The 24,926-nt window shown below is 47.1% G+C and carries 22 protein-coding genes; 18 read left to right on the top strand and 4 right to left on the bottom strand.

What is annotated here, in order from left to right:
* The first annotated feature begins 52 nt into the window (after positions 1–52).
* Genes PCH02S_RS03930 through PCH02S_RS03900 form a run of 7 tightly spaced genes read left to right on the top strand, consistent with a single transcriptional unit; the run spans position 53 to position 7,520 of the window.
* Positions 53–1,090, top strand: coding sequence for a putative 2-aminoethylphosphonate ABC transporter ATP-binding protein (locus tag PCH02S_RS03930; RefSeq protein ID WP_127450274.1), 1,038 nt, complete (start codon positions 53–55; stop codon positions 1,088–1,090).
* Positions 1,090–2,814 carry a putative 2-aminoethylphosphonate ABC transporter permease subunit gene (locus PCH02S_RS03925; protein ID WP_127450272.1) on the top strand — a complete coding sequence of 575 codons (1,725 nt, stop codon included), beginning with the start codon at positions 1,090–1,092 and terminating at the stop codon, positions 2,812–2,814. Before PCH02S_RS03930 ends, PCH02S_RS03925 begins: the two co-directional genes overlap by 1 nt.
* 47 nt (positions 2,815–2,861) lie before the next feature.
* Entirely contained in the window at positions 2,862–3,647 is a 786-nt protein-coding gene (locus PCH02S_RS03920) for a DeoR/GlpR family DNA-binding transcription regulator (RefSeq protein ID WP_127450270.1), read from the top strand.
* Positions 3,648–3,679: 32 nt separating this feature from the next.
* Positions 3,680–4,498 (top strand): phosphonoacetaldehyde hydrolase, encoded by an 819-nt coding sequence (gene phnX / locus PCH02S_RS03915; protein ID WP_127450268.1) that lies wholly within the window; start codon positions 3,680–3,682, stop codon positions 4,496–4,498.
* 42 nt (positions 4,499–4,540) lie between these two features.
* Positions 4,541–5,641 (top strand): 2-aminoethylphosphonate--pyruvate transaminase, encoded by a 1,101-nt coding sequence (gene phnW, locus PCH02S_RS03910; RefSeq protein WP_218033143.1) that lies wholly within the window; start codon positions 4,541–4,543, stop codon positions 5,639–5,641.
* 19 nt (positions 5,642–5,660) lie between these two features.
* Positions 5,661–6,794 carry an alanine dehydrogenase gene (gene ald, locus PCH02S_RS03905; protein ID WP_127450264.1) on the top strand — a complete coding sequence of 378 codons (1,134 nt, stop codon included), beginning with the start codon at positions 5,661–5,663 and terminating at the stop codon, positions 6,792–6,794.
* Between the two features lie 48 nt (positions 6,795–6,842).
* Entirely contained in the window at positions 6,843–7,520 is a 678-nt protein-coding gene (locus PCH02S_RS03900; RefSeq protein WP_127450533.1) for an MgtC/SapB family protein, read from the top strand.
* 58 nt (positions 7,521–7,578) lie between these two features.
* On the opposite strand, the gene PCH02S_RS03895 is transcribed toward PCH02S_RS03900, so the two are convergent.
* Both PCH02S_RS03895 and PCH02S_RS03890 read right to left on the bottom strand, forming a co-directional pair.
* A complete protein-coding gene (locus PCH02S_RS03895) occupies positions 7,579–8,907 on the bottom strand; it encodes a UDP-glucose dehydrogenase family protein (RefSeq protein ID WP_127450262.1) in 1,329 nt (442 codons plus the stop codon).
* 14 nt (positions 8,908–8,921) lie between these two features.
* Positions 8,922–10,079 (bottom strand): glycosyltransferase family 4 protein, encoded by a 1,158-nt coding sequence (locus PCH02S_RS03890; protein WP_127450260.1) that lies wholly within the window; start codon positions 10,077–10,079, stop codon positions 8,922–8,924.
* Between the two features lie 234 nt (positions 10,080–10,313).
* Between PCH02S_RS03890 and PCH02S_RS03885 the strand changes: the two genes are divergently transcribed.
* Positions 10,314–11,513 (top strand): ATP-binding protein, encoded by a 1,200-nt coding sequence (locus PCH02S_RS03885; RefSeq protein WP_164819428.1) that lies wholly within the window; start codon positions 10,314–10,316, stop codon positions 11,511–11,513.
* Positions 11,514–11,526: 13 nt separating this feature from the next.
* Here the strand turns inward: PCH02S_RS03885 and PCH02S_RS03880 are convergent, their stop codons facing one another.
* Complete coding sequence (locus PCH02S_RS03880) at positions 11,527–12,387, bottom strand: AraC family transcriptional regulator (protein ID WP_127450256.1); 861 nt, start codon at positions 12,385–12,387, stop codon at positions 11,527–11,529.
* Between the two features lie 172 nt (positions 12,388–12,559).
* Between PCH02S_RS03880 and PCH02S_RS03875 the strand changes: the two genes are divergently transcribed.
* The 5 genes from PCH02S_RS03875 to PCH02S_RS03855 all read left to right on the top strand — a co-directional run bounded on the left by PCH02S_RS03875 (position 12,560) and on the right by PCH02S_RS03855 (position 18,560).
* A complete protein-coding gene (locus tag PCH02S_RS03875) occupies positions 12,560–13,438 on the top strand; it encodes a phytanoyl-CoA dioxygenase family protein (protein ID WP_164819427.1) in 879 nt (292 codons plus the stop codon).
* A 226-nt stretch (positions 13,439–13,664) separates the two neighbouring features.
* The gene (locus PCH02S_RS03870) at positions 13,665–15,506 is read left to right on the top strand and encodes a PAS domain-containing sensor histidine kinase (RefSeq protein WP_164819426.1); all 1,842 of its coding nucleotides are present in this window, start codon (positions 13,665–13,667) and stop codon (positions 15,504–15,506) included.
* Positions 15,507–15,655: 149 nt separating this feature from the next.
* Positions 15,656–15,802, top strand: coding sequence for an aspartyl-phosphate phosphatase Spo0E family protein (locus PCH02S_RS03865; RefSeq protein WP_127450250.1), 147 nt, complete (start codon positions 15,656–15,658; stop codon positions 15,800–15,802).
* A gap of 163 nt (positions 15,803–15,965) precedes the next feature.
* Positions 15,966–16,967 (top strand): aldo/keto reductase, encoded by a 1,002-nt coding sequence (locus PCH02S_RS03860; RefSeq protein WP_127450248.1) that lies wholly within the window; start codon positions 15,966–15,968, stop codon positions 16,965–16,967.
* 315 nt (positions 16,968–17,282) lie between these two features.
* Positions 17,283–18,560, top strand: coding sequence for a polysaccharide lyase family 7 protein (locus PCH02S_RS03855; protein ID WP_127450246.1), 1,278 nt, complete (start codon positions 17,283–17,285; stop codon positions 18,558–18,560).
* Positions 18,561–18,564: 4 nt separating this feature from the next.
* Here PCH02S_RS03855 and PCH02S_RS03850 read toward each other — a convergent pair whose 3' ends face one another.
* On the bottom strand, positions 18,565–19,449 hold the full coding sequence (locus PCH02S_RS03850) for a helix-turn-helix domain-containing protein (protein ID WP_127450244.1): 885 nt from the start codon (positions 19,447–19,449) through the stop codon (positions 18,565–18,567).
* A 167-nt stretch (positions 19,450–19,616) separates the two neighbouring features.
* Here PCH02S_RS03850 and PCH02S_RS03845 point away from each other — a divergent pair, with 167 nt between their 5' ends.
* The 5 genes from PCH02S_RS03845 (at position 19,617) to PCH02S_RS03825 (ending at position 24,524) form a co-directional block, all read left to right on the top strand.
* Positions 19,617–20,756 carry a fatty acid desaturase family protein gene (locus PCH02S_RS03845; RefSeq protein WP_127450242.1) on the top strand — a complete coding sequence of 380 codons (1,140 nt, stop codon included), beginning with the start codon at positions 19,617–19,619 and terminating at the stop codon, positions 20,754–20,756.
* On the top strand, positions 20,746–21,063 hold the full coding sequence (locus PCH02S_RS03840) for a MocE family 2Fe-2S type ferredoxin (protein ID WP_127450241.1): 318 nt from the start codon (positions 20,746–20,748) through the stop codon (positions 21,061–21,063). Before PCH02S_RS03845 ends, PCH02S_RS03840 begins: the two co-directional genes overlap by 11 nt.
* A 42-nt stretch (positions 21,064–21,105) precedes the next feature.
* A complete protein-coding gene (locus tag PCH02S_RS03835; protein ID WP_127450239.1) occupies positions 21,106–22,053 on the top strand; it encodes an aldose epimerase family protein in 948 nt (315 codons plus the stop codon).
* A 238-nt stretch (positions 22,054–22,291) separates the two neighbouring features.
* Entirely contained in the window at positions 22,292–23,506 is a 1,215-nt protein-coding gene (gene fdhA / locus PCH02S_RS03830; RefSeq protein WP_127450237.1) for a formaldehyde dehydrogenase, glutathione-independent, read from the top strand.
* Between the two features lie 139 nt (positions 23,507–23,645).
* The gene (locus tag PCH02S_RS03825) at positions 23,646–24,524 is read left to right on the top strand and encodes a TolB family protein (RefSeq protein ID WP_127450235.1); all 879 of its coding nucleotides are present in this window, start codon (positions 23,646–23,648) and stop codon (positions 24,522–24,524) included.
* Positions 24,525–24,926: the final 402 nt, after the last annotated feature.

The raw sequence follows: 24,926 nt of genomic DNA, 5'->3' as shown, positions 1-24,926 counted from the left end.
GCCAAGGTCAGCAGTCGCTTCCTTCTCAAATCTAAGTTCAAGGAGGCAGCTTATGCCAGAAGCCTATTTATCCATTCAAGGTGTGAACAAAACATTTGACTCCTTTACAGCGCTTAGAGAAATAAATATTGATATTAAAAAGAATGAATTCATTTGCTTGCTTGGCCCAAGCGGCTGTGGCAAAACAACCTTGCTGCGCATTATCGCCGGTCTTGAGAAACCGACGCGCGGGCGAATCACGGTTGGAGGCAAGGACATCACAGATTTGCCGCCATCCAAACGAAACTTCGGCATGGTCTTTCAATCTTATGCTTTATTTCCAAATTTAACGGCTGCTCAGAATTTGGCTTATGGCTTGCAGGGGAGGAAACTTACGAAAAAGGAAATTAGCGACAAAGTAAACGAGGCGCTTTCACTAGTCGATTTACTACATTTGAAAGAACGTTATCCAGCCCAGCTTTCAGGAGGCCAACAGCAACGGGTTGCACTTGCCAGGGCTGTTGTTTTATCGCCTGATTTTCTCTTGCTGGATGAACCATTATCAGCGTTAGATGCCAAAGTGAGGACCAAACTGCGTGAAGAAATTTGCAGTTTGCAAGAAAAGTTGGGCATTACAACCATCATGGTAACGCATGATCAAGAAGAGGCATTGACCATGGCGGATCGGATTGTCGTTATGAATAATGCTGAAATTATGCAAGTGGGAAGCCCTCAGCAAGTGTATGATCAACCGGAATCGCCTTTTGTAGCGGATTTTATAGGTTCCATTAATTTCTTGGCCTATGGGCCTCGCAAAGGAAACTTGCCGCTCACCAATTTTGCTGTCAGACCCGAACATATTCGTATATCTTCTTCAGGTTCAGGATACCAGGCTGTCGTTAAGCATATGGAGTTTAGGGGGCCGTTTTATAGATTGATTTTGCAGCCCATTCGTGAGCTGAAAGATCTGCTAGGAAATCAGCTGCTTTCCGTGGATGTCTCTGCACAACATGCGCACAAATTGAACTTGATGAAGTTTGCTGAAGTATCGGTTGAGTTTCCGCAAGATAGAGTCATTACCTTTACGCCGGATGATGTGGTGACTGCGTGATGGAGAAGCAAAGCGCTGCCTGGACACCGTCTGTTCGCCGAAACTGGGGAGAAATCCTCAATTTGCAAAATTTCCTTATTGTCTTACTCGTCATCACTTTATCGTTCACGATTTTAGTGCCGCTCTGTTTACTGTTTAGCAAAGCTTTTTTTAATACGAATGCAGAATTCATCGGGCTCCAGAATTTCATCAAGTATTTTACGACACCTTCCTTGGCGCAATCCTTGTGGAATACAGTGTGGGTTTCCTTGCTTTCCACTAGTATTGCCGTCACCCTGGCTTTCCTGTATGCGTATGGGATTAGCCGGACGGCGATTCGAGGCAAAGCCTACTTGCATTATGTCGCCATGCTGCCGCTTTTTGAGCCGACCATGATGCACGGAATTGCTTTAACGTATCTTTTTGGCAATCAAGGGATTTTGACATCCGGTTTTTTCGGATTATTGCCCAGCGGTATTCGTATCCCGATTTACGGGCCTGTGGGGATTGTAATTTCTGAGGTCATTTATTTGTTCCCGCAAGCGTTCCTCATTTTTATTACCGCATTATCCATCACGGATCAGCGGCTGTATGAAGCGGCAGAGACTTTAGGGGCAAGTAAGCTGAGAATGTTCCTGACAGTTACATTGCCTTCTGTCAAATATGGATTAATCAGTGCAATCTTCGTTTGTTTCACGGCTTGTTTTACGGATTTCGGGGCCCCACAAGCCATTGGCGGTAAATTCAACGTACTTGCCACGGATATTTATAAGCAAGTCATCGGACAGCAAAATATGTCAATGGGCGCTACAGTGGGCATTTTGTTAACCATTCCGGCAATCATCGCTTTTGTTGTTGACCGAATGGTCGAGAGAAAACAGCGTTCCATGCTTTCTTCCAAATCAACTCCCTATCGGATAGCCGGGGGGAAAGTTCGAGACACCATCTTTCAATTGTTCGGAGTAGTCATTTCGATTTTAATTCTCATTCCTTTAATAACAATCGCATGTGCTTCGTTAATTAAAGTTTGGCCTTATAACTTAAATTTCAGCTTCAAACATTATGATTTTTCCGGTGTCGCAGGCTCAGGACTTGATCCGTTCTGGACCAGTTTGCAGGTGTCATTTTTTACAGCAATCGTCGGGACCATCGTCACGTTTTTATTCGCCTATCTCATTGAGAAATCGCGTCATTTGAACGGACTTAGGCAGATTGGTTATTTTCTGTCGGTATTACCGCTAGCGCTGCCAGGGATGGTCATTGGTTTAGCTTACATTTTCTTCTTTAATAATCCGAACAATCCCATGAACTGGATTTATGGATCGATGATTATCCTTGTACTCGCCAATATCACTCACTTCTATGGCGTGCCGTTCATCACGGCGACGACAGCCTTGAAGAAGCTGGATAAAGAATTCGAGCTCGTTTCTGAATCGATGCGCGTGCCATTTTACAAAACATTGCTGAGAGTCACGGTTCCTATGTGTCTACCGGCAATTATAGAAATTGCCATGTACCTCTTTGTCAACTCCATGGTTACGGTTTCTGCTGTAGTATTTCTGCGGTCAGCGGATTTGAACTTAGCGGCAGTAGCGCTGGTGAGTATGGAGGATGCAGGTGATGTAGCAGCAGCTGCAGCTATGGCGGTGCTCATCGTGATTACGAATATTATCGTAAGGCTGCTTTACACGCTCCTTTCCAAAAAAGTTAGAAAGAAAACGGAAGCTTGGCAAATTCGAAAGTAGCCGCTATGAGCAAACAATGAGGCAATTGTGCAAGGAGGTTCACGTTCGTGTCACTTATCGGGGAAGAACGTAAGGAGTATATCCTTAATCAGATCAATGCCGAAGGCAAAGTGATTACCAATGAGCTTGTCGAGGTGCTCCAGGTTTCTTCGGAGACTGTACGCAGGTATTTGGAGGACCTTGAAGAGGCTAACAAGCTGAAACGGGTCTACGGCGGAGCGGTGAAAGTGAATCGTTCCCGGGAAGAACCCTCCCATTTGAACAGAAAAGTACTGAATGTGGAGGAGAAACGTAAAATAGGCAAATGGGCCGCAGCTCTTGTCCAGGACAATGAAGTGATTTTTATCGATGATGGCTCAACGACAATGCAGATAATCGAACACTTGCTTGATAAGCAAAATCTCACGATCTTGACTAACTCCATTCCAGCGTTACATTTGCTAATTGAGTATAAGAACAGGGAATTGTACGCCGGGGAAATATTTTTTATCGGAGGCAAAGTAAGCTCTCTGCAATCCAGGGTTGTTGGCTCATTGGCGGAGAAAATGGTGGAGTACTTCTACGCGGACAAAGCGTTTATCTCCATCGATGGGATGATGATTGACAAAGGGATCACCTCTTTTGATGAAAAACGCGGTCAATTAGCGAAGAAGATGATGGAACATGCCAAAGTGAGCATTGTGGTCTCCGATCACTCCAAAATAGGCATGGTGCAATTTTATAAAATGGCGGATTTGCGGGATATCGATGTCATCGTCAGCAATGTTCCTGCACCGGAAGAATGGGAAGTTGAATTGGAACAAATGCATGTCGAGTGGATGACATCAGAATGAATATCGATTTACGAACTATGAGAGGAATGGTTATGTTGCCGAAAAATTATGAAGGTCATATTCAAGCTGTTATTTTTGATTGGGCAGGTACGATGGTTGATTATGGATGTTTTGCGCCACTGGACGTATTTCTGCGGATATTTGAGAAACGGGGTATTGCCATTACAGCTGAAGAAGCACGCGGTCCGATGGGACTATTGAAATGGGATCATATCCATACCTTATGCAGCATTCCGAGAATCGCTCAGTTGTGGAAAGATAAATTCGGGGCTTTGCCGACGAATGCGGATGTGGATGATCTGTATGCCGATTTCGAACCTTTGTTATTTGAAATTTTACCGAATTATACGGATCCGATCCCTGGCGCGCTGGACTTAGTGAAGGAACTGCGAAACAGAGGACTGAAAATTGGCTCTACAACTGGATATACGGCGGAAATGATGGAAGTGGTGAGCCGGGAGGCCAAGTTGAAAGGGTATGAGCCGGATTCCTTGGTTACTCCTTCCGAAGTGAAAGCCGGACGGCCGTATCCGTGGATGTGTTACGCGAATGCTGCGAATTTAGGGGTTTATCCGTTCCAGGCGATTGTCAAAGTAGGCGATACGGTCAGCGATATTCAAGAGGGTGTTAATGCCGGGGCTTGGAGTGTAGGGGTTGTAAAAGGAGGAAGCGAGCTCGGTCTTACCGAGGAGGAAGTCAACACGATGCCAGCTGCGGAGTTGGCAGCGAAAATGGCCGTTGTAGAAGAACGGTTCCGTCAAGCCGGGGCTGATTATGTGATTCCGACGATCGGCGATCTTGTGAAAGTCATTGACGATATTAACGCCCGGTTAACAAAATCCGGTCAATAGATGAATAAAACGAAGGAGGACGTAACGATGAATATTGATTTGATTGAGGATAACCCGTATTTGCTTTTGACGCCTGGCCCCCTCTCGACGAGCAAAAGGGTAAAAGCGGCGATGCTGAAAGACTGGTGTACATGGGATGATGATTATAATCGAATTGTGCAGGATATTCGCACTAAACTTGTCCAATTAGCGACCAAGGAGACTTCGCTTTATACCTCCGTTCTTATGCAGGGCAGCGGTTCATTTTGTGTAGAATCGGTGATCGGAAGCGTTATTCCACAGGATGGCAATATTCTGGTTATGGCAAATGGCGCTTATGGCCAACGGATGGCCCAAATGGCGAAAATGCTGAATATACCGCTCGTTCTCTTGGATAACGGGGAGGTTCATCCTCCAGACTTGGATCAACTTGAATATACGCTTCGCAAAGAAACGGATATCACACATGTGGCTGTTGTTCATTGCGAGACGACGACAGGCATGTTGAACCCGATAGAAGCTGTTGGCCGCATTGTCAAAAAATATAACAAAACTTATATCGTAGATGCCATGAGCTCCTTCGGCGGAATTCCAATGGATATCGCGGAACTGCAGATCGATTTCTTGATCAGCAGCGCTAACAAATGTATCCAGGGTGTTCCCGGATTTGGTTTTATTATCGCCAAAATTGATGAAATGAAAAAGTGCGCCGGATGGGCGCGTTCCCATTCCCTCGATTTGTTTGACCAATGGGATAAAATGGAGAATTACAATGGAAAATGGCGTTTTACATCGCCAACTCACGTTGTCCGTGCTTTCTATGAAGCATTGAAAGAACTGGCGGATGAAGGTGGCGTTGTCGCCAGATACAATCGTTACAAAACAAGCCAGCGGGCACTCGTCAAAGGAATGAAGGTCCTCGGTTTTGAGACCTTGCTGCCGGAGGCGCTGCAATCGCCGATCATCACTTCCTTCCTGTATCCGGAAAGCGATCAGTTCCAGTTCCAAACGTTATATGAGAAGTTGAAGCGCAGAGGTTTTGTGATTTATCCGGGGAAAATTACGAACGCCAACACGTTCCGAATCGGCAACATCGGTGAAGTGGAAGCGGTTGATATGATTCGTCTTGTTGATGCCATACAGCAAGAACAATTTTGGACATAGGCGAAGGAGAGGTGAGAATATGATTATTGGTGTGCCGAAAGAAATTAAAAACAATGAAAATCGAGTTGGGATTACACCTGCGGGTGTGGCCACTTTTAAACATTACGGACATGAGGTTTGGATTGAAGCCGGCGCTGGTTTGGGGAGCGGCTTCGAGGATGAGGAATATTTGACGGCAGGCGCCATAATCGTACCTACGGCTGCGGATGCTTGGTCGGCGGATATGGTGCTTAAAGTAAAAGAACCACTGGCAGAGGAGTATGGGTTTTTCCGGGAAGGTTTGATTCTGTTCACTTATCTGCATCTAGCGGCAGAGTCCGAGTTGACCCGGGCGTTAACGGACAAGAAAGTCGTCGCAATCGCATATGAAACGATTCAACTAAATAACGGTTCCCTTCCGCTTCTGACCCCGATGAGTGAAGTAGCCGGCAGAATGTCTATACAAATCGGCGCACAATTTTTGGAAAAGTCCAAGGGTGGAAAAGGTATTCTTCTTGGCGGAGTTCCAGGGGTAGCGCCAGCTGAAGTCGTCATTATCGGTGGGGGCGTGGTGGGTACGCAAGCGGCGAAAATGGCGGTGGGTCTAGGAGCGAGCGTTACGCTGCTGGATGTAAATCCAGAGCGGCTGCGCCAATTGGATGATCAGTTCCAAGGACGGCTGCGCACGTTGATGTCGCATGGCAGCAATATTGCCGAGGCGGTTAAGAAAGCGGATCTGCTGATCGGCGCCGTGTTGATCCCGGGCAGCAGAGCACCGCGCCTGGTAACCGAAGCCGCCGTCAAAACGATGAAACCGGGTTCCGTTATTGTGGACGTAGCCATTGATCAAGGCGGCTCGATAGAGACTATCGACCGGATTACGACACACAGCAATCCGACCTACGTGAAACATGGTGTTGTGCATTATGCAGTTGCCAATATGCCTGGCGCGGTCGCACAGACATCGACGGTTGCTTTAACGAACGTGACCGTAGGTTATGGCTTGCAAATTGCCAATAAAGGCTATCGCGAAGCCGGGTTGCAGCATCAAGATTTAGCCAAAGGATTTAATACAATTGAAGGGAAAGTCACGTATAAAGCTGTTGCTGAAGCGCATGGTTATCCTTACGTTGAAATTGACGCGGTATTAAACGGTCTTCCCGTATCTGTATAACAAGTCCCGCACTATAGACGGGGGCATGTTGAGAGGAGAAACACAGTGTTGATATCTCCCTTTGTTATTAAGTTAGGCATTGCTTTATTTCTTGGCATGTTAATCGGTATTGATCGCCAATTGAAACATAAGCCAGTAGGCATGAAAACAAACATGGTTATTGCTGTTGCCAGCTGCTTAATTACGATGGTTTCGATTGAATCCGTAAGCCGATTTTCTATTCCAGGTCATACCAACATGGACCCCATGCGGCTTGCTGCACAAATTATCAGCGGCGTCGGTTTCTTGGGCGCAGGCGTCATTTTAAGAAAAAACAATGATGAAATTTCCGGTTTAACGACAGCCTCAATGGTGTGGTCAGCATCTGCGCTTGGCATTGCAACCGGTGCTGGATATTATATGCAGGCACTCGTAGCCGTCATTTTCATCATTTTTTCTGTCAATTTTTTCCCAATTATAATTAAGTGGATCGGCCCCCGCTCTCTCAAACAACGTTATTTGGAAGTACGAATCATCTGTCATGAAAGTCAGGATCCCAACCGGATTTTCAAAAGGCTAAAAGAACTAAATATTCAGATTGAACGCGTGAAAGTAAAGGATGTAGAAGGCAGCTCTAATCAAATGGAATTAAAGCTGCTGACGTACGAAAAAGTGCAGGCAACAGATATCTATGCTTCGTTGAAATCTGTTGAGCATGTTACTTTTGTGGAAGTTGAAAGCAGATAGCCGTATGGCGGAGCGGAAAAACCCCAGTCCTATTTCGGAGGACTGGGGTTTATTTCGTTTATTCCGGCGAGGAGACTCCTGCCCAAGGGTTGGGGCTGCACTCCATTGACCTTCCTACCGGCATATAGATAGCCCCATCAACTTCAACTATTTGTGAGATGATTTGGCTTGGCAAGAGATTCCGACCGTCAAGCACATAAGGCCGACGCATAAGGTGAAGCAGGTAAGGCCAATCGAGTTCAGCGAACTGCGGCCATTCCGTCATGATCATAATAGCATCAGCCTGAGCGGCTGCAGCATAAGGGGAATCCATCACGTGAACGGTTTTGGCTCCAACTTGTCTGACGACAGGATCGAAAGCTTGAACCTCGATGCCATGGCGCTCACACTGAGCTAATAAGGTGAGAAATGGCGCGTCGCGAACATCATTGGTATTTGGCTTGAATGAGATGCCTAATACGCAGAGACGTTTGCCTAAAGGATTGCCCCAAAGCGAGATAAGTTTGGCGATCATCCTTGGAATGCGCTGGTCATTGACTTTGGCGACTGCTTCCAAAATCGGAAGCGAGCTGCCGATCAGCTTCCCGGTCGTCAGCAGGGACTGCAAATCTTTGGAGAAGCAGGAGCCTCCATAACCAACGCCTGCGGACAGGAATTCAAGCCCGATGCGCTGATCGGCGCCAACTCCGCTCATCACATGGCGGATATCTGCGCCATAGCCCTCACACACATCGGACATCATGTTCGCGAATGAGATTTTCATCGCAAGAAAGGCGTTCGATGCATATTTGATGAGTTCGGCGCTTCGCCTGTCGCAGACATGAACAGGAGCCTCGATCCCCTCATATAATTGGCGAAGCAGGGATTCGGCTTGCGGCGTTTTACAACCGAATACGATGCGATCGGGTTCCATGAAGTCTTTGAAGGCGCTGCCTTGCCTTAAAAATTCAGGGTTAAAGGCGACTTCTGTATGAAGGCCAGCCGCCAGCAAAGTAGCTTCCAGTTCATCGCAGGTGCCTACGGGAACGGTACTTTTTATGATCACAAGAGGAGGACAGGTGCCGGCTTGCATCAAGTGAGACAGCACTTCATGCACATGACCCAGATCCGCATGACCGTCTGATCGCGTAGGCGTGCCTACGGCAATCATCAAAGCGTCCGTGTCCGATGAGGCTCGGACCAGATCTGTTTCGAAGCTCAATAACCTTTTTGCATAGACATCGGCCAGCTCTGGCTCCAGCTGAGGTTCCCATACAGTCAGCTTATTTTCCTTCAGCCCGCGAATGACGGGCTCACGGTCAACGGCAATGACTTCGTGCCCCAGTTTCGCAAAGCACACAGCAGCAACCAAGCCCACATATCCTGTTCCGACTAATGTTATTCGCATGGATGTCCCCTCCTTTAAGCTGTATAGAATCCCAGTTTACTTCCAATTCGGCGAGCATCGATAATTTGTTCGTAATCCTCCAGCAATCTGTCGAAGATAGCGTCCCATGAGCGTCCAAGGGCAAATCCTCTTGCTGCTTTTCGAAAATCTGCCCATTGTTCCGGGGCATTGATGAAAGCATCAATAGCTTGAATGAAAGATTCCGGCTGGCGGGGCTCACATAAAGTTCCCGTCTGTCCGGGAACAATCATATCCCGCACGCCACCGCTATTTGCGGCAATAACAGGAAGGCCGGAGGCCATCGCTTCTTGGACGACATTGCCAAATGTTTCGGTACTGGAAGGGAAGAAGAAGAGATCGGATGAGGCATAGATTTCTGCAAGCTCTTCCCCTTGCTTGTAACCGGCAAATGTCACATTGTTCGGAGCTTGCTCGCGCAGTTCCTCCAGTTGCGGTCCGTCTCCTACGATGAGCCAGTGAACACGCTCTTTCAGTGAATCAGGCAAAGTACGCATGACGGCCGATAAGGTATCTATATCTTTCTCCGGGGCGATGCGCCCCACATAGAGGAGGAGGTAAGGGGCTGTAATTCCGTAACGCTCACGAACTGCGATCGTGTGCTTATCGGGGGTATAGAGCGCACAATCAACACCTCTGGACCACAAAAGCATGCGGTCAAAGCCTTGGGCATGCAGGTGCTGCATCGTATCGGTCGAAGGGACGAAAGTGGCGTCACAAGATTGGTGAAACCATTTCATGTATGTCCAATACAACGGAACGGCTCTTTTCATTCGATAGTAGGTTAAATAGCGATCAAAGTGGGTGTGATAGGAGGCTACGTGCGAAATCCGATGCTTGCGGGCATAGTGGAGACCGCACAAACCAATGTTAAACGGAGTTGCCATATGGAGCAGATGGGGCCGGAAGCGGTCAAGCTCAGAACGCAGAGAAATAATGTTGGGCAAGGCAATCCGGCATTCGGGGTAGAGAAAAAAAGGAACGGAAGGTACGGGGCGAATCAGTTCGGAGTAAGCCATTTCATCGGTGCATTTCGGCGTGAACACGAGGTGCTCAACACCACGGCGATTTAAATAATCCGTAAGACGTCCTAACGTGAGTGCAACGCCATTCATTTGAGGAACGTAGGTATCGGTAAACAACGCGAGGCGCATAAGAATCCCTCCTGTAGTTCCTAGATACCTTAAGGGTAACATTCGATTATTCGTGGAACGTTAACCGTGTGTTAATTCTTTTTTAAAACAGCAAGGGCTTGACTACAGGCGTAGAATCCTCATTTTGTCGAAAATCAATGGTGAAAGGGTTGCAGAAATCGACATACAGCAATGAGAGATTTGGAATATGATAGAAAGGAAGGCAGAGTTCACTCGTAGAAGGGGCTGATCGTTGTGGGCAAAATACAAATATCCTCAAAAGGGATCGAAAAAACGCTTCGTAAATTTGATTATTTGCAGGCGATTTCCGAATATATTTGGAACGGCTTCGATGCGCAAGCTACAGTGGTAGACGTTAAGCTTCATTTAAATGTGCTCGGCGGTGTTGATCATATCGTGATCTCGGATAATGGTTACGGAATTGATCGGCGTGAATTGGAACGGAAATTCACACCTTTTTTTGAGTCGGAGAAGCAGATAGATCCCGAGAAGCGGACAAGAACAACATCGGCGATGCACGGTAAAAATGGAATCGGCCGATTAACCTTTCATCGCTTTGCTTCCGATGCGACATGGAAAACGACCTATACAGACGGCTTATTGAAAAATACGTATACCATTCAAATTGGCGCGAACCATTTGGATGACTATAAGGTTTCGAGCATCAAATTGACGGATGGAGAGCCAGGAACGAGTGTAACTTTTCATAATATTATGCAGGACTTCATCCTTGAGGATTTGTCGGCTTATCTCTGCAAGGAATTTGGCTGGTTTCTGGAGCTTCATGCAGACAAAGATTTCGATCTTCGCCTGGATGGACAATCTCTGGATTATTCAAGTCTGATTGGGGAAAAAGAGTGCTTCGACCTCGTTCATGCTGGCAGCCAAACAGCCTTTCAAGTTAAATTCATTCGTTGGCAGGACCGGATCAACCACGAATATTCCAAGCTGTATTTCATCGACTCCCATTTGGAAGAAAAATATAAACAACCGACCACCTTTAATAATAAAGGGGACTCCTTTTACCATAGTGTCTACATTCAAAGCAAACTGTTCGACTACTTTGATTTTGAAAGTGATGATCAAAGCGGCCAACTCGAAGCAGCTTTTGGCGTGAGCAAGAAAAGCGACGCTTTCCAATTTTTGCTGGAAGAAATCAATGCGTTTATTAAGCAGAAAAGAAAGCCTTATTTAGAAATACTGTCTGACCATGTCATTCAAGAATTTGCGGAAGCGAAGGCTTTTCCGGATTTCACGGACGGCCCTGAGGACTCGATGAAGAAAAATGAGCTGGAATCCGTCATCCGGGAGCTCTGTCAGCTGGAACCCCGAGTGTTCGCTAGATTAAATGTGGAACAGAAGAAATTGATGGCGCATCTGATTCATTTGGCGATGGGCTCGGCAGAACGGAAGCGCTTGTTGGAGGCGTTATAAGAGCTTCGCTGGTTTATGACCGCTGCCGATTCCGGTACTCCGAAGGAGAGATGCCATAATACAGCGTGAATTGCTTGCTGAAATGGTGGATAGACGAATACCCCAGATCTTCGGCGATGTCAGTGACCGATCGTGCGCTCTCTTTTAATGCGGCAGCGGCTTGCTTCATGATAACGGAAGTCCAGTAGGCCTTGGGCGACATGCCTGTGGCCTGTTTGAACAGCTGATGGAATTGTGTTTTCTTCAGCTTGCATTGTTCCAGCCAGGCTTCATAACTGGCCCCCATATAGGCTTTCTGGTGAATATTATCGAGCAGAGGCTTGATACGGAAATCAATGAACGGCAGATAGGTATGCAGTTGAACAATTTTTAGCAGCAAGGCTTGGAGAAGGCTTTTGCCGATAGCGTCTGAGTAGGGGGCAGCATTCTGATGCTGCTCTACAACTAGGGCGAACAGGTCGGTAATGGCGCTTTGATGTTGGAAATGGAGCAGATTAGGCAAGTTGTCCAAGTCGGAATTCGGCTCCATAGCTGTCAACAGGTGAGGATCGAAGTCGGCTTCTTTCCAAACAAGATGCTTCTGCCCAGCGTCCGGGCGCGTAGCCCATATGTCGCAATAAAGGTTATAGGTCGATAGCGCATGTGCAGCATCAGAATGGAAGGAATGCTGGAGCTTAGGCGGAAAATAGAGCAGATCACCTTTGGCAATGGGGAATGTTCCTGTTGGGAGGGTAACGGTTCCTTTGCCGCCGGTCACTAGGTGGAAGGCATAACAATATCCTAATCGGAAAGATTCGCTGCCATTTTTCTCATAAGGAAAGCGGTAGTGGTGAGCGGTTCTTACGGATGGATTCATTGCTGTCAAAATTGGCATCGGACAGTCTCCCTTTGCTGGCAGGTTATCATCTAATTGTATGTCATAATGTTCTGGCTGAAAAGAAATAACCGGAAGTATTGATCAATCCTTGAACAGCCGGATAAATACGTTTTAACTCAAAGGTGCTAAATTTATAAGTGTAGATCAACTTTGAGGAGGAATGAACACAATGAACGTGAACCAAATCGGCGGAAGTTTGAGCAAAGAGCAAGTCGACTTTTATAACACGGAAGGCTATCTCGTAATTCCCAATTTGCTTCAGGAAGAAGATCTCGCGCAGGCGATTGAAGCGATGACGACGAAGGTCTCGGCCATTGCGGAGGAGCTTATGCAGGCTGGGCTCATTCAGGACAAATTAGAAGATCGCCCTTTTAAATATCGCTTGGCGGAATTGTTCAAAGATTTGACGGCTGAGCATTTCCTGAAATATGGGCGCAGCTGGCGGGACAGGATTCCAGGATATTTTCAATTAATGAGCAATCCCAAAATTTTGGATGCGGTTGAATCGCTAATCGGCGGCGAGCTGTTTTCCAATCCGGTCTATAACACGCGACCCAAAATACCAAAGGTTGCCGCAGGCGCAGTACCTTGGCACCAAGATAAATCCTATTGGCCCGATGCCAATTCCAATCCCGTGATTACGGTTTGGATTCCGCTTGTTGATGCAAATGAGATTAACGGTTGTCTGCATATTAAACCGCGCACGCACCGTAAGCGCTTACTGAAATGGCACCGGGAAGAGGATACAGGAACAGGATATACGGCTTTGCATGAAAGCCAATTGGGCAAAACAGAGACTGTCGTTCTACCGGTCTCTGCAGGAAGCGCAATCCTGTTTAATGACCGTTGTCTGCACATGTCAACGCCTAATTTATCCGATGAGGTGCGTTGGAGTGTAGACCTGCGCTATCAGCCCACGGACCAAGACCCGATGCCGGGACATGGAGCGGGATTCCTGGCGAGAAGTTACAAATATCCCGATCGCGTTGCGAACTTGGAGGATTGGCTGGAGAATCGGATGGAGCATATCCCCGTCACACCGGCCTAATCTGTTGGGCGGGATCGATTTTATCTGGGAATATATGCTCGTTATTTATACGATTCTGTCCCTAAAAAAGGAGTTGGCTCTTGCTGAGCCGCTCCTTTTTGTGCATTCGACATTATCCATGAAATGGAAAATCACTTTTTACCCTTTTATGGAAAGGAAAATGCTTAAGAACATAGAATTGTTACTAAAAACACATGCGTTTATTGATAGGGTGAGGACTAACAACATGGATAATAGGGTAGAGAGTAAACCAATACCGACAAATTGGATGCAGCAAATTAACCAACTATTCGACCTTTGCTTTCACCATACAAATGCCAGCATTGCGGTTATTGATCTTCAACATCATATTTTGCAGGTGAACAAAGCGTATGAAGAGATGTATGGTTGGACGAATGATGAGGTTTTTGAAAAGTGCTTAAAGACAGTTCCCTCATACGAAGTCGACCGAGTAAGAAATATCCATTCCCGTGTGATTTATCATGACCAGGCTGAATGTTATGAGACGCATAAACTTCGCAAAAATGGCGATTCTTTTTTTGCCAGCATGACCATATCCCCGCTGAAGGATAGCGAAGGCCGCATTTTTGCGCTGGTGGAAGTAGCGAGAGACATTTCCAGACGTAAAATGGAAGCGGTGAAGCTGAAAGAAAGCGAAGAACGCTATCGCAATTTGGTCGAACACTCACCGGAGCCGATTATTGTATACACGGAATCTGTTATCGTATATGCAAATCCTGCCGCATTAAAACTCGTAGGTGCTGAAAGTGAACATCAGCTGCGAGGGAAGTTAGCCATAGCATTTATTCATCCGGATGAAAGAGACGAGCTTCAAGCGCAGGTAGAGGATTTAATGAAAGCTGAGAAGCCTACGGATATTATTGAGAAGAAGTTGGTAAGGCTGGATCATCAACTGATCAATGTTGAAATCAGAGCCGTTCCGGTTGAATATTTGGGCAAACCATCGGTTCAATTATTGTGCAGAGATATTACACATAAAAAAGTGATGGAAAACATCGTTCGCGAACGGGATGAAGAGTACAGGCGTATGATTAAACTGCTCCCTGAGCCGATTGTTGTGCATCAGGAAGGCATTATTTGTTATATCAATGATATCGGCTTGAAGCTTTTAGGGGCGGTAACGCAGAATGAGGTTATAGGTAAAAGCGTGATTGAGTTCATCCACCCTGATTTTCATGAGATTTTTAAAGAGAGAGTCAAATCCGTTGAGTTCGTCGATCAATATATCCCATTTATTGAATTGAATTTGTTAGGTCTGCACGGAGACCGCATCGCCATTGAGGCATCATCTGTCGTACTTCATAAATATTTGGATCGTCCTGTTATCCAGACTGTGCTTAGAGATATCACCGAACGCAAGACAGCGGAGGAGATGCTGCTCCAATCGGAAAAACTCTCCGTAGTCGGACAATTAGCGGCAGGAATCGCGCATGAGATTCGAAATCCCTTAACCTCGCTTGTAGGGTTTTTAAAGCTTATCAAGTGTGCTCCTACCCAAAAAATTGTCGAGTATACAGACATCATGTTGGTAGAATTAAATCGAATCAACAGCATTGTAAACGAATTCATGCTCATTTCGAAGCCGCAAAGAAGCCGATTTGAAGATAAAAATATTTGCGAGATTATTGAGAACGTGGTCTCTCTGCTCCAACCCCAGGCGCTTCTGCATAATGTTGAGATTGATTTTAATAGGATGAACGGTGGCGTACATATGGTTAAAAGCGATGAAGGCCAGTTGAAACAGGTCTTTATCAATTTATTGAAAAATTCCGTGGAAGCCATGCCAGGCGGCGGAATGATTCATATCGCTATTCAACGTTTAGGAAATAAGAAGATGTTGATTAAGCTCAAAGACAATGGGATTGGGATCGCTGAGGAGCTAATACCTAGACTGGGTGACCCCTTTTTTACAACAAAAGAAGAAGGTACCGGGCTCGGACTGATGGTTTGTTATCGGATTATTCAAGCGCACCATGGGAATATGCAGATTCAAAGTAAACTGGGAGTAGGAACAGTCATCGATATTGAACTCCCTTTTGTGCTATAAAAAGAGTGCTTTCAACGTCTTTTTCATCTTGAAATAAAATTTCACAAATTCTTCAAAGCATGTCGACAAAGTTTTACAAACTTCTGCGGAATCATGATTTATAATAAAGACACTAACGATACTGAACAGAATTGGTGTGAATTGTTGAGATGGAACTATTGTTGCAGAAAATTGAAGCATTACGCATGAAGATGATAGAGGAAGCCGAGCGTCACGGCTGTTTTACCCATGAAAAGGTCGTTGCGATTAGCCAACAATTGGATGAATATATTATCCGATATCACGTGCTGAAATAACGAATCGGCAGGTTGACGATTAGACATCGTGGTGATAATATGGGATTAATCCAAGTGGTTAACTTGGTTTAAGTAAAGCAGTTTGACCGACCGTAAAAAACGGAGGCGATCCTTTGAGGGATTGCTCTTTTTTTTTAATACCAACAGACAGGGAGATGTGGATATGAGTATTGGACAAAGACGTCTTGGCCGAACAGGCTTGCGCGTTTCAGAGGTAAGTCTGGGCACGATGGCTTTCGGCAGATGGATCGGGGAGAAGGAATCTGCAGAAGTGCTGGATACGGCGCTTGACGCGGGAATTACCCTGATTGATACAGCTGATGTGTATGGCTCCGGGATGGACAAGGATAACCCGCTTGAAACCGGCGAGTCCGAAACGATTCTCGGCAATTTGCTTGGCGCGCGCCGCCATGAAATCGTGCTTGCGACCAAAGTTCACGGACGTGTCGGACTAGGCCCAAATGATGCTGGTCAAAGCCGATACCATATTTACCGTGCTGTTGAAAATAGTCTTAAACGATTGAAAACCGACTATATCGATTTGTACCAAGTACATAGATTCGACGAACAAACACCGCTGGAAGAAACATTGCGCGCTCTGGACGACCTTGTTCGCCAAGGAAAAGTTCGCTACATCGGCGCATCGAACTATGCGGCGTGGCAGATCGCCAAAGCGCATGGCATCTCTGCGCTGCAGCGGCTTGAACGCTTCGAAAGCGTTCAGCCGGAATACAGCCTGATTGCCCGAGGAATCGAGCAGGAGCTGCTGCCGTTCGCCATCTCGGAAGGCGTAGGCGTTATCGTGTACAGCCCGCTGGGGCGCGGCCTTTTGACGGGGAAATACGCCTACGGCCAGCAACCGCCAGCAGGAACTCGCGGCGCTGCCAATGAGAAACGGCTGCAAGTGCTGCTGGAGCAAGAGCGGCATTTCCACATTGTGGAGCAGTTGAAACCAATCGCAGCACGCAAGGGCTGGACGCTTGCTCAGCTTGCGCTAAGCTGGGTTCTGAGCACTCAGGGAGTTACATCTGCGATTCTGGGTGTATCCAAACCGCATCACATCACGGATATTTTGGCAACGGTTGCTGAGAAGTTGACTCAGGAGGAACTGAAAGAGCTTGATGCGGTGACGAAAAACCCCCAAGCGAATCTAGTTAGGAATTAAGACGGTGAATAGGGCTGCTCCAGGAAGATGATCTTCTGAGGGGCGGCCCTTTTTGTGCTGACTCTAGGAATAACACAAGTGGATCTAAAAAAAACGCCACAGGGGCAGGAAAAATTTAACTATAATGAACATTGTTAAGCGCTTACACGGAAATAAAAGTTAGTATTCAAACATGAAAGGAGGTCGCCACAGGTCAACTGCACCAAAGATTCCGTTCACCTTCAGCACGCCTCACGACTGTTTATCTGATGAACCGCATTGCGTACTGCTTCGAACACAGAACACAAAAGTTAATCATTCACTAGGAGGATTATTATGCGAAAAAAGATGCTAAAACCCATTCATTACTTAGTCATGCTTTCCTTGCTGTTGTCGACCGCACTCATTTTCAGCAATGTGACATCGGTAACAGCCGCATCCATTGCGATCACTAATCCTGGCTTTGAAAGCGACGCAACCGGATGGACGAAAGTCGGCTCCGCTGCGATCTCAACGAGCGATCATCACTCGGGTACTCGTTCGGCCAAATCCACAGCTAACGGCGGCGGTTATACGCAAACCATATCCGGTCTTACGGCAAACACCGATTATACGCTGAAAGCCTGGATTCTCGGCCAAGGGGTGATTGGCGCTAATACCTTTGGCGGCAGTGAAGTTACGGTTGGCGGCAATACCTCAACTTGGACGCAATTTACTGTCAACTTTACGACAGGGGCGACGAATACCAGCGCCGTCATTTTCACTAGAAGCACGGGCTCTTCCGATGTACGCTTTGATGACTTTACCCTTGACAGCGGCACTAGCTCGACGCCAACGCCTACCGCAACGCCAACAACGACTCCAACACCAACGCCACCTACAACTCCAACACTTCCATCTGATGTCCTATACTTGAAAAATTGGAAAATCACTTTGCCGATTCCGAAGCAATCCGGCTCCACTAGTCCATTAGAAGTTTTACAACCAGCGTTAAATACGTATTCCATCGACCCTTGGTTTAAAGTTGTGCATGATGCGGATGGCTATGCCGTTCAATTTCGCGCGAACCATGGCGCTGTGTCAACATCAGGGTCCAGCAACCCTAGAAGTGAGCTGCGCGAGATGAAGGATAACTATACGACTGGAGACTCCAGCAATCTGATGTCTTGGGGCAGTAATGACGGGAAAACACATACGATGTACATTAAGCAAAAAGTGACGCATCTGACAACGGTGAAACCGCAAACGGTCGTTGGCCAAATTCACGATGCCGATGATGATGTGACTGTCTTCCGTGTCGAAGGCAATAATCCTGGCGGCGTTTCTACGACGGCCAAAATTTACATTACAGACGGGAACAATACGCATGGTTATTTGCTCGACAGCAACTATACGCTGGGAACTTTATTTACGGTTAAAATCATTGTAGCCAATGGCGTCATTTCCTATGAATACAATGGTCAAACTGTACCATACACGCAAACGAAAAATGTAACAGGCTGTTTCTTCAAAATTGGAAACTATACGCAATCCAATGATTCAACTGCTCCTGGCGAAAGTCCGGACGCCTACGCAGAGAACTGGGTGTACGACTATTCGGTCACACACCAATAAGCTGCTATTGATCCGGTGTGTCTTTGAAAAGCGTAGCGCAAAATTGACTAAGACTCATACCTGTTTTTCGCTTGAAAATTTTCCCGAATGCATGGATATTCGTGTAGCCGACTCTATTTGCGATTTCGCCAAATGATTGCCCGGATTGAAGCGCCAGTTCCTTGGCCTTCTCCAATCGGACCCAGACCAAATATTGCACGGGTGACATGCCGAATGCCGTGCGAAATTGCGTAATGATGTAGTTCCGACTCCAACCGGTCAGTTTCTCCAGATCTTGATGCGTAAATCCGGCCTGCAAGTGGTTGGAGATATAGTTGCGTATCAGAATGAGCTTCGCCTTGTTAGCATCTTCTTTTTTCGAAGGGCTGACAGCGAGCTCTTTTTTTTGTCTGGATATCTGAAGCAAAACCTGTGTCAGCAGACTTTGACAGAGGAAGTGGTCCGTTACCTCCGGCATCCGGTAATGATGTACAAGTTCAGTCAGCTTATGCTCGATAGTGTGATTTTGGTAATTTCCCATGTAATGAGGGCCGATTTCACTGGAGTTATCCAGGATTTGTTGGATGGGGAAACCGGATTCGCCGAAATGGAAAACAAGTGAGATGCAGACATAAGGCTCGTTCGGGCGTGTTGTGACATAATGGGGCTCGTTTGGTCTGTGATAGATCAAATCCCCGCGCTCCGTTACATAATCGTGCCCGCTAATATGATAATCTGCGACTCCTTCAACCACATACTGAAGTTGATATTGCTTCAATGAGCGCGGTTTCAATTTCCAGCCGTTAGGAGCATGGAACATATGTGCAAGCGTAATATACGGCGGAAAATAATACTGCTTTAACTGTTCAAGCGTTTCGCTTGGCTCCATAAAATAAAGCTTGGTCGTCATCGTTCGCCTCCGCATGATCCGTCCGAGTGCCTATTTCCATTATACAAATTTATGGGAATCTACCATAGTGTGATTTTGGTAACCATTTTGTTACTTTGGGATAAATACTTCCGCAGGGCGGGTCTGTACAATGAAAGCATAATCATCACGGAGAAGGAGGCGCTCAGATGTCTTCAGCCAATGGAGGAAGAGATTACAGCCTTACAGGCAAGGAGAACCAGCGAGCCCAAGAGAGAGGCCTTGTGACCACCGAATGGTACACATCTCCTATTCCTCGTCAGAGGATGAAGGAATTAATGAAGCGTAAAGACGGGCCGGCGATACGGGATACCCTTATTTTATTCGCGCTTCTCATAGGCACAGGCATCCTTGCGTATTATTCGTGGGGAACGTGGTGGGCTGTTCCAGCATTTTTTATCTATGGCACCTTGTACGCCTCCCCGGGAGATTCACGTTGGCATGAGTGCGGGCATGGAACGGCTTTTAAAACACCTTGGATGAATGAAGTGATGTATCAGATTGCCTCCTTCATGGTGCTGCGGTCTGCAACACCTTGGCGCTGGAGCCACACGCGACATCATAGCGATACGTATATTGTGGGGCGTGATCCCGAGATTTTTATGGAAAGACCACCGATATGGCGCATTCTTGTTATGGAGATTTTTCATCTGTACGGCGGACCGAAGGAAATAAAACGCTTTTTTCTGCATTGCGCAGGGAAAGTGGATCGTACTGAAAATGAGTACATTCCCCTGTCAGAGCGCCCCAAAGCATATCTGGAAGCACGCATATACCTGCTTATTTTAGCTACTGTTATCGGACTTGCGATTTATAAAATGAGCTTTCTACCGCTAATGTTTATCGGCCTGCCGACGTTCTACGGTACCTTGCTGATGCTGCTATTTGGATTATCGCAGCATTTGGGACTGCATGAAGATGTCTTGGATCATCGTTTGAATACCCGCACGGTATATCTGAATCCCGTGTTTAGATTTCTCTACTGGAATATGAATTATCACGTTGAGCATCATATGTTTCCGATGGTGCCTTATCATGCCCTTCCTGCGCTTCATAAAGAAATGCAGGGAGATTGTCCGAAGCCGTGCAGCAGTCTGGGCGCTGCGCTCAAAGAAGTCATGATCGCGCTCATCAAACAGGGCAAAGATCCGTCGTATACGATTGAGAAGCCGCTGCCCAGCACGGCGCGTCCTTATTATTATGGACCGGCGGCTACTTCCGACCCCAATAAACGGAAAAGCACGGACACGAAACCTGCAATGACCGGAGGAATGACACATGGCGCCTGAGGAATGGATTGAAGCATGCAGAACGGACGAGATTGAACAGGAAGACGTGATTCGGTTTGATTATAGCGAGCGTTCCTTCGCGATATACCGAACGGATCGAAATGACTACTATGCGACGGATGGGTTTTGTACCCATGGGAAGTTTCACCTGTCAGAGGGGCTTGTCATGGGAAACATCATCGAATGTCCGAAGCATAACGGGAGATTCGATGTGATTACCGGGCAAGCGAAGCGGGCGCCGGTATGTATTGATTTGAAAACATATCCCGTAAAAGTAGAAGCGGGGAAAGTTTTCATTAGGCTCTGAGAGAGTAAGGGAGCATCGGGTAGTTTTGGGAGGAGAATGCGTGTGAAGGACAAAGATGCAGCGAAGGTTCAGGCAGGAACATATAAAGGGCACTTCTCTCTTGCCATTGAAAATGAACAGCTCAAAATAGAACTAGTCCCGCAGCTCGGAGGGAAGCTGGTCTCCATGCTGTATAAGCCAACGGGAAAAGAGTGGCTGCTTGATTCAGGTACACGTCCTCTCAGGCAGCCGGAGTTTGGCTCCACCTTCACGGATTGGGACATGAGCGGGTGGGACGAGTGTTTTCCAACCATTATTGCCTGTCCTTCCGGCGGAGATGACCCTATTCTCCTGCCGGATCATGGAGAGCTTTGGTCGCTTCCAGGAAGCTGTCAGATCGAAGAGGGGACGGTTAACTGTGTCATTAAGAGTCCGCAGTGGCCCTACCATTTTTCAAGACGAATATCCATAATGGACATTAACAAAATTAAGCTGGCATATCGCGTAGAAAATGAGGGGGATAAGCCGCTCCCCTTCCTGTGGGTCCCGCATCCTCAGTTTGCGATTACAGAACGGACACGCCTGCTTCTTCCAGACTCTATGGAGCGTATGTTGTGTGTTTTTGGAGGTGAAAAACTTACAGCCGGCAATTCCTATTCCTGGGAGGAGGTCTCACGGCTTATACCCGAGGCTACTGGAGATGCGCGCAAGTTTTATTACGAAGGGAAAATAACTGCTGGATGGTCAGGTTTGTATGAGGAAGTAAGCGGTAATTATTTCATTATGTCTGTATCGGCTGACCAAGTTCCCTATATCGGCATTTGGATTGACGAAGGTTTGATTAATGATCGTGTAACGTGTGCATTGGAGCCAAGTATCGGCTATTATGATTCACTGGAGAAAGCGATAAGTAATGGAACGGCACAGGTCATTCCGGCAAAAGGTTGTTTCGAATGGGAAATGGAGCTTTCTTTCGGTGTCGGTGAGTGGTTAAAGGCAGTTCAACCGTAGATTTATGGACAAAATGCCTACAGAAGGAGCAGATGTAAGTGTGGATACAACTTTGTTGCGCGATGCGGTATACTTCACTGGGCTTGTCTCATATAATGGAAATAGATGGAATGGGAGTTTGGTCAGCCTATTTATACATTTGTGAAATGAAAGCGTTTCCCCTATGCAAAAAATGATGAATGTTCCACGGATGTTCGAATGACGAAAGTGACATTTCAATTTTGGGAGGAATACGAAGATGACAGGAAACAGAGCGGTCGTTTACAACAAACCAGGCAGTGTTGAAATCCGGGATACGGCTTATCCGGATCTGATTTTACGCGATGGTCCGGGCGTGAATCCGTTGAACGTTGGACGTAAATGTGAACATGGCGTCATTCTGAAAGTTGTCACGACGAACATTTGCGGCAGCGACCAGCATATGGTCAGGGGCAGAACGACAGCGCCGTCAGGGCTTATTTTGGGACATGAAATCACGGGTGAAGTTATTGAGGTTGGTCGGGATGTGGAATTTATCCAAAAAGGGGACCTGGTCTCTGTTCCGTTCAATATTGCCTGCGGACGCTGCCGCAATTGCAAAGAGCGCCATACGAATGTATGTCTGAATGTGAATCCGGATCGTCCAGGCTCTGCTTATGGCTATGTGGATATGGGCGGTTGGGTAGGCGGTCAGTCCGAATACGTCATGGTGCCCTATGCAGATTTTCAACTGCTGAAATTTCCAGACAAAGCGCAAGCGATGGAAAAAATTCTGGATCTAACGATGTTATCCGATATTTTTCCAACGGGCTACCATGGTGCAGTTAGCGCCGGTGTCCGTCCTGGCTCGACCGTATACGTTGCCGGTGCGGGTCCAGTCGGTTTGGCGGCAGCGCATTCCGCACAACTGCTGGGCGCAGCGGTCGTTATTGTCGGCGATTTGAACGCCGAACGGTTAGCTCAAGCGAAAAGCTTCGGCTGCGAGACCGTCAATTTGCGTGAGCATGCCAATTTGGCCGAGCAGATCGAGCAAATTTTGGGCACACCGGAAGTGGATTGCGCGATTGACTGTGTCGGCTTCGAAGCCCACGGACATGGCAAGGCGCATGGCGAGGCGCCGGCGACTGTGCTCAATTCCATCATGGAGGTTACGCGTGCGGGCGGCAGTCTGGGTATTCCAGGGTTATATGTGACAGGCGATCCTGGTGCTGTAGATGAGGACTCCAAAATCGGTACGCTAAAAATCCGGTTTGGGCTTGGCTGGGCCAAATCGCATACGTTTGTCACCGGCCAAACGCCGGTCATGAAATACCATCGTGACTTGATGATGGCGATCCTCAGCGGTCGCGCGCAAATCGCGAAAGCAGTGAACGCGACGAAAATCTCTTTAGAGGATGCGCATAGCGCGTATCAGGAATTCGATCGCGGAGTTTCACGGAAATTCGTGATCGATCCGCATGGGCTTGTGAGATAGAAGGTTTTGGTTAAGACATCCTCAGTCGTTGGACTGGGGATGTCTTTTTGGGCTGCGGAAAATCAGGCAGGTTTAAACGTGCCAACATCGAAGTATTTAAGAGATGAAGTTGCATCCTATAGACTACGGAGGAAAGCAAATGAATACATTAAAAGAACCGCTGACGAATAAAGGCCGCAACGTGAGGAGCATCCTTGAAGTCGTCGATATCTATACGGGTGAGCGCACGCAGCTGGCTTATTACGATTACCTGATCGAAGCTCCGAATTGGACGAGTGACGGTAACCGACTCATTTATAATAGTTTGGGCCGCCTCTATTCTTTTGATATCTTGGAAAGTGAAAGCACGTTAATTGATTCGGGATACATTGATCATTGTAATAACGATCACGTGCTATCGCCCGATCAAACGCAAATTGCCGTAAGTCATCATACGCAGGAAGACGGCCAGTCTCGCATTTACATCGTACCGCTGGAGGAAGGACATCCGGTTCTCGTTACCCCTATGGCGCCGAGTTATTTGCACGGGTGGTCACCAGACGGCAGTGAGCTAGCCTACTGTGCAGAACGGAACGGACAATATGACATTTATACAATTCCTGCTGCCGGTGGTGTGGAAAGACAGCTAACGGATAGTCCGGGTCTGAATGACGGTCCTGAATATTCGCCGGATGGCAAGCATATCTGGTTTAATTCCGTGCGATCGGGTCTGATGCAAGTATGGCGCATGAACGTAGATGGCAGCGAGCAGACGCAGATGACGTTTGATGAAAGTAACAACTGGTTTCCGCATGTGTCCCCCGACGGCGAGCTTGTTGCTTATATCTCTTACAAAAAAGGCGATGTTGAACCCGGCGATCATCCCCCGAACAAGCAGGTGGAAATACGCTTGATGCCAAGCGGTGGCGGCGAAGCTAGAACACTGGTTCAACTGTTTGGAGGACAAGGCACGATTAATGTCAACTCTTGGTCTCCGGATAGCAGCAAGCTGGCGTTTGTCAGCTACGCATTGATTTGACCCTGATTTTGTATAACCATAATCCAATTAATCCCGTAATCACCATGCTAAACACTCCATCGGGACTTGGCATCATCAGAAATGAATAACCCTCTTGAATTACGATAAATTTTTTAAAAATTAAAGTATCGAAAAAAGCATTACCTATGGTATGCATGACTACGGCTGGTCAGACACTATTCGTCAACAGCCGTATTTCGCCATATACAACGGACAAGATGACGACGCCTCTCCATGTAAATGAAGCTGGGCAAGATCGCCATTCCAACCGCAGAGAAAAATAGGGGAGACAAGGGTGTTGTATCCAACAGTGTGCCATGGCCAATTAGAAAGCGGGGTGACAATCCAGATGAGCTGTCCCAGGCTGCCGTTGGCATCCGTGTCTGTTTTCAAATCGACAAG

The organism is Paenibacillus chondroitinus NBRC 15376, assembly GCF_004000765.1.
In the GTDB taxonomy this organism is placed as follows: Bacteria; Bacillota; Bacilli; order Paenibacillales; family NBRC-103111; genus Paenibacillus_E; species Paenibacillus_E chondroitinus.
This window is presented reverse-complemented; position numbering and strand designations above follow the sequence as displayed.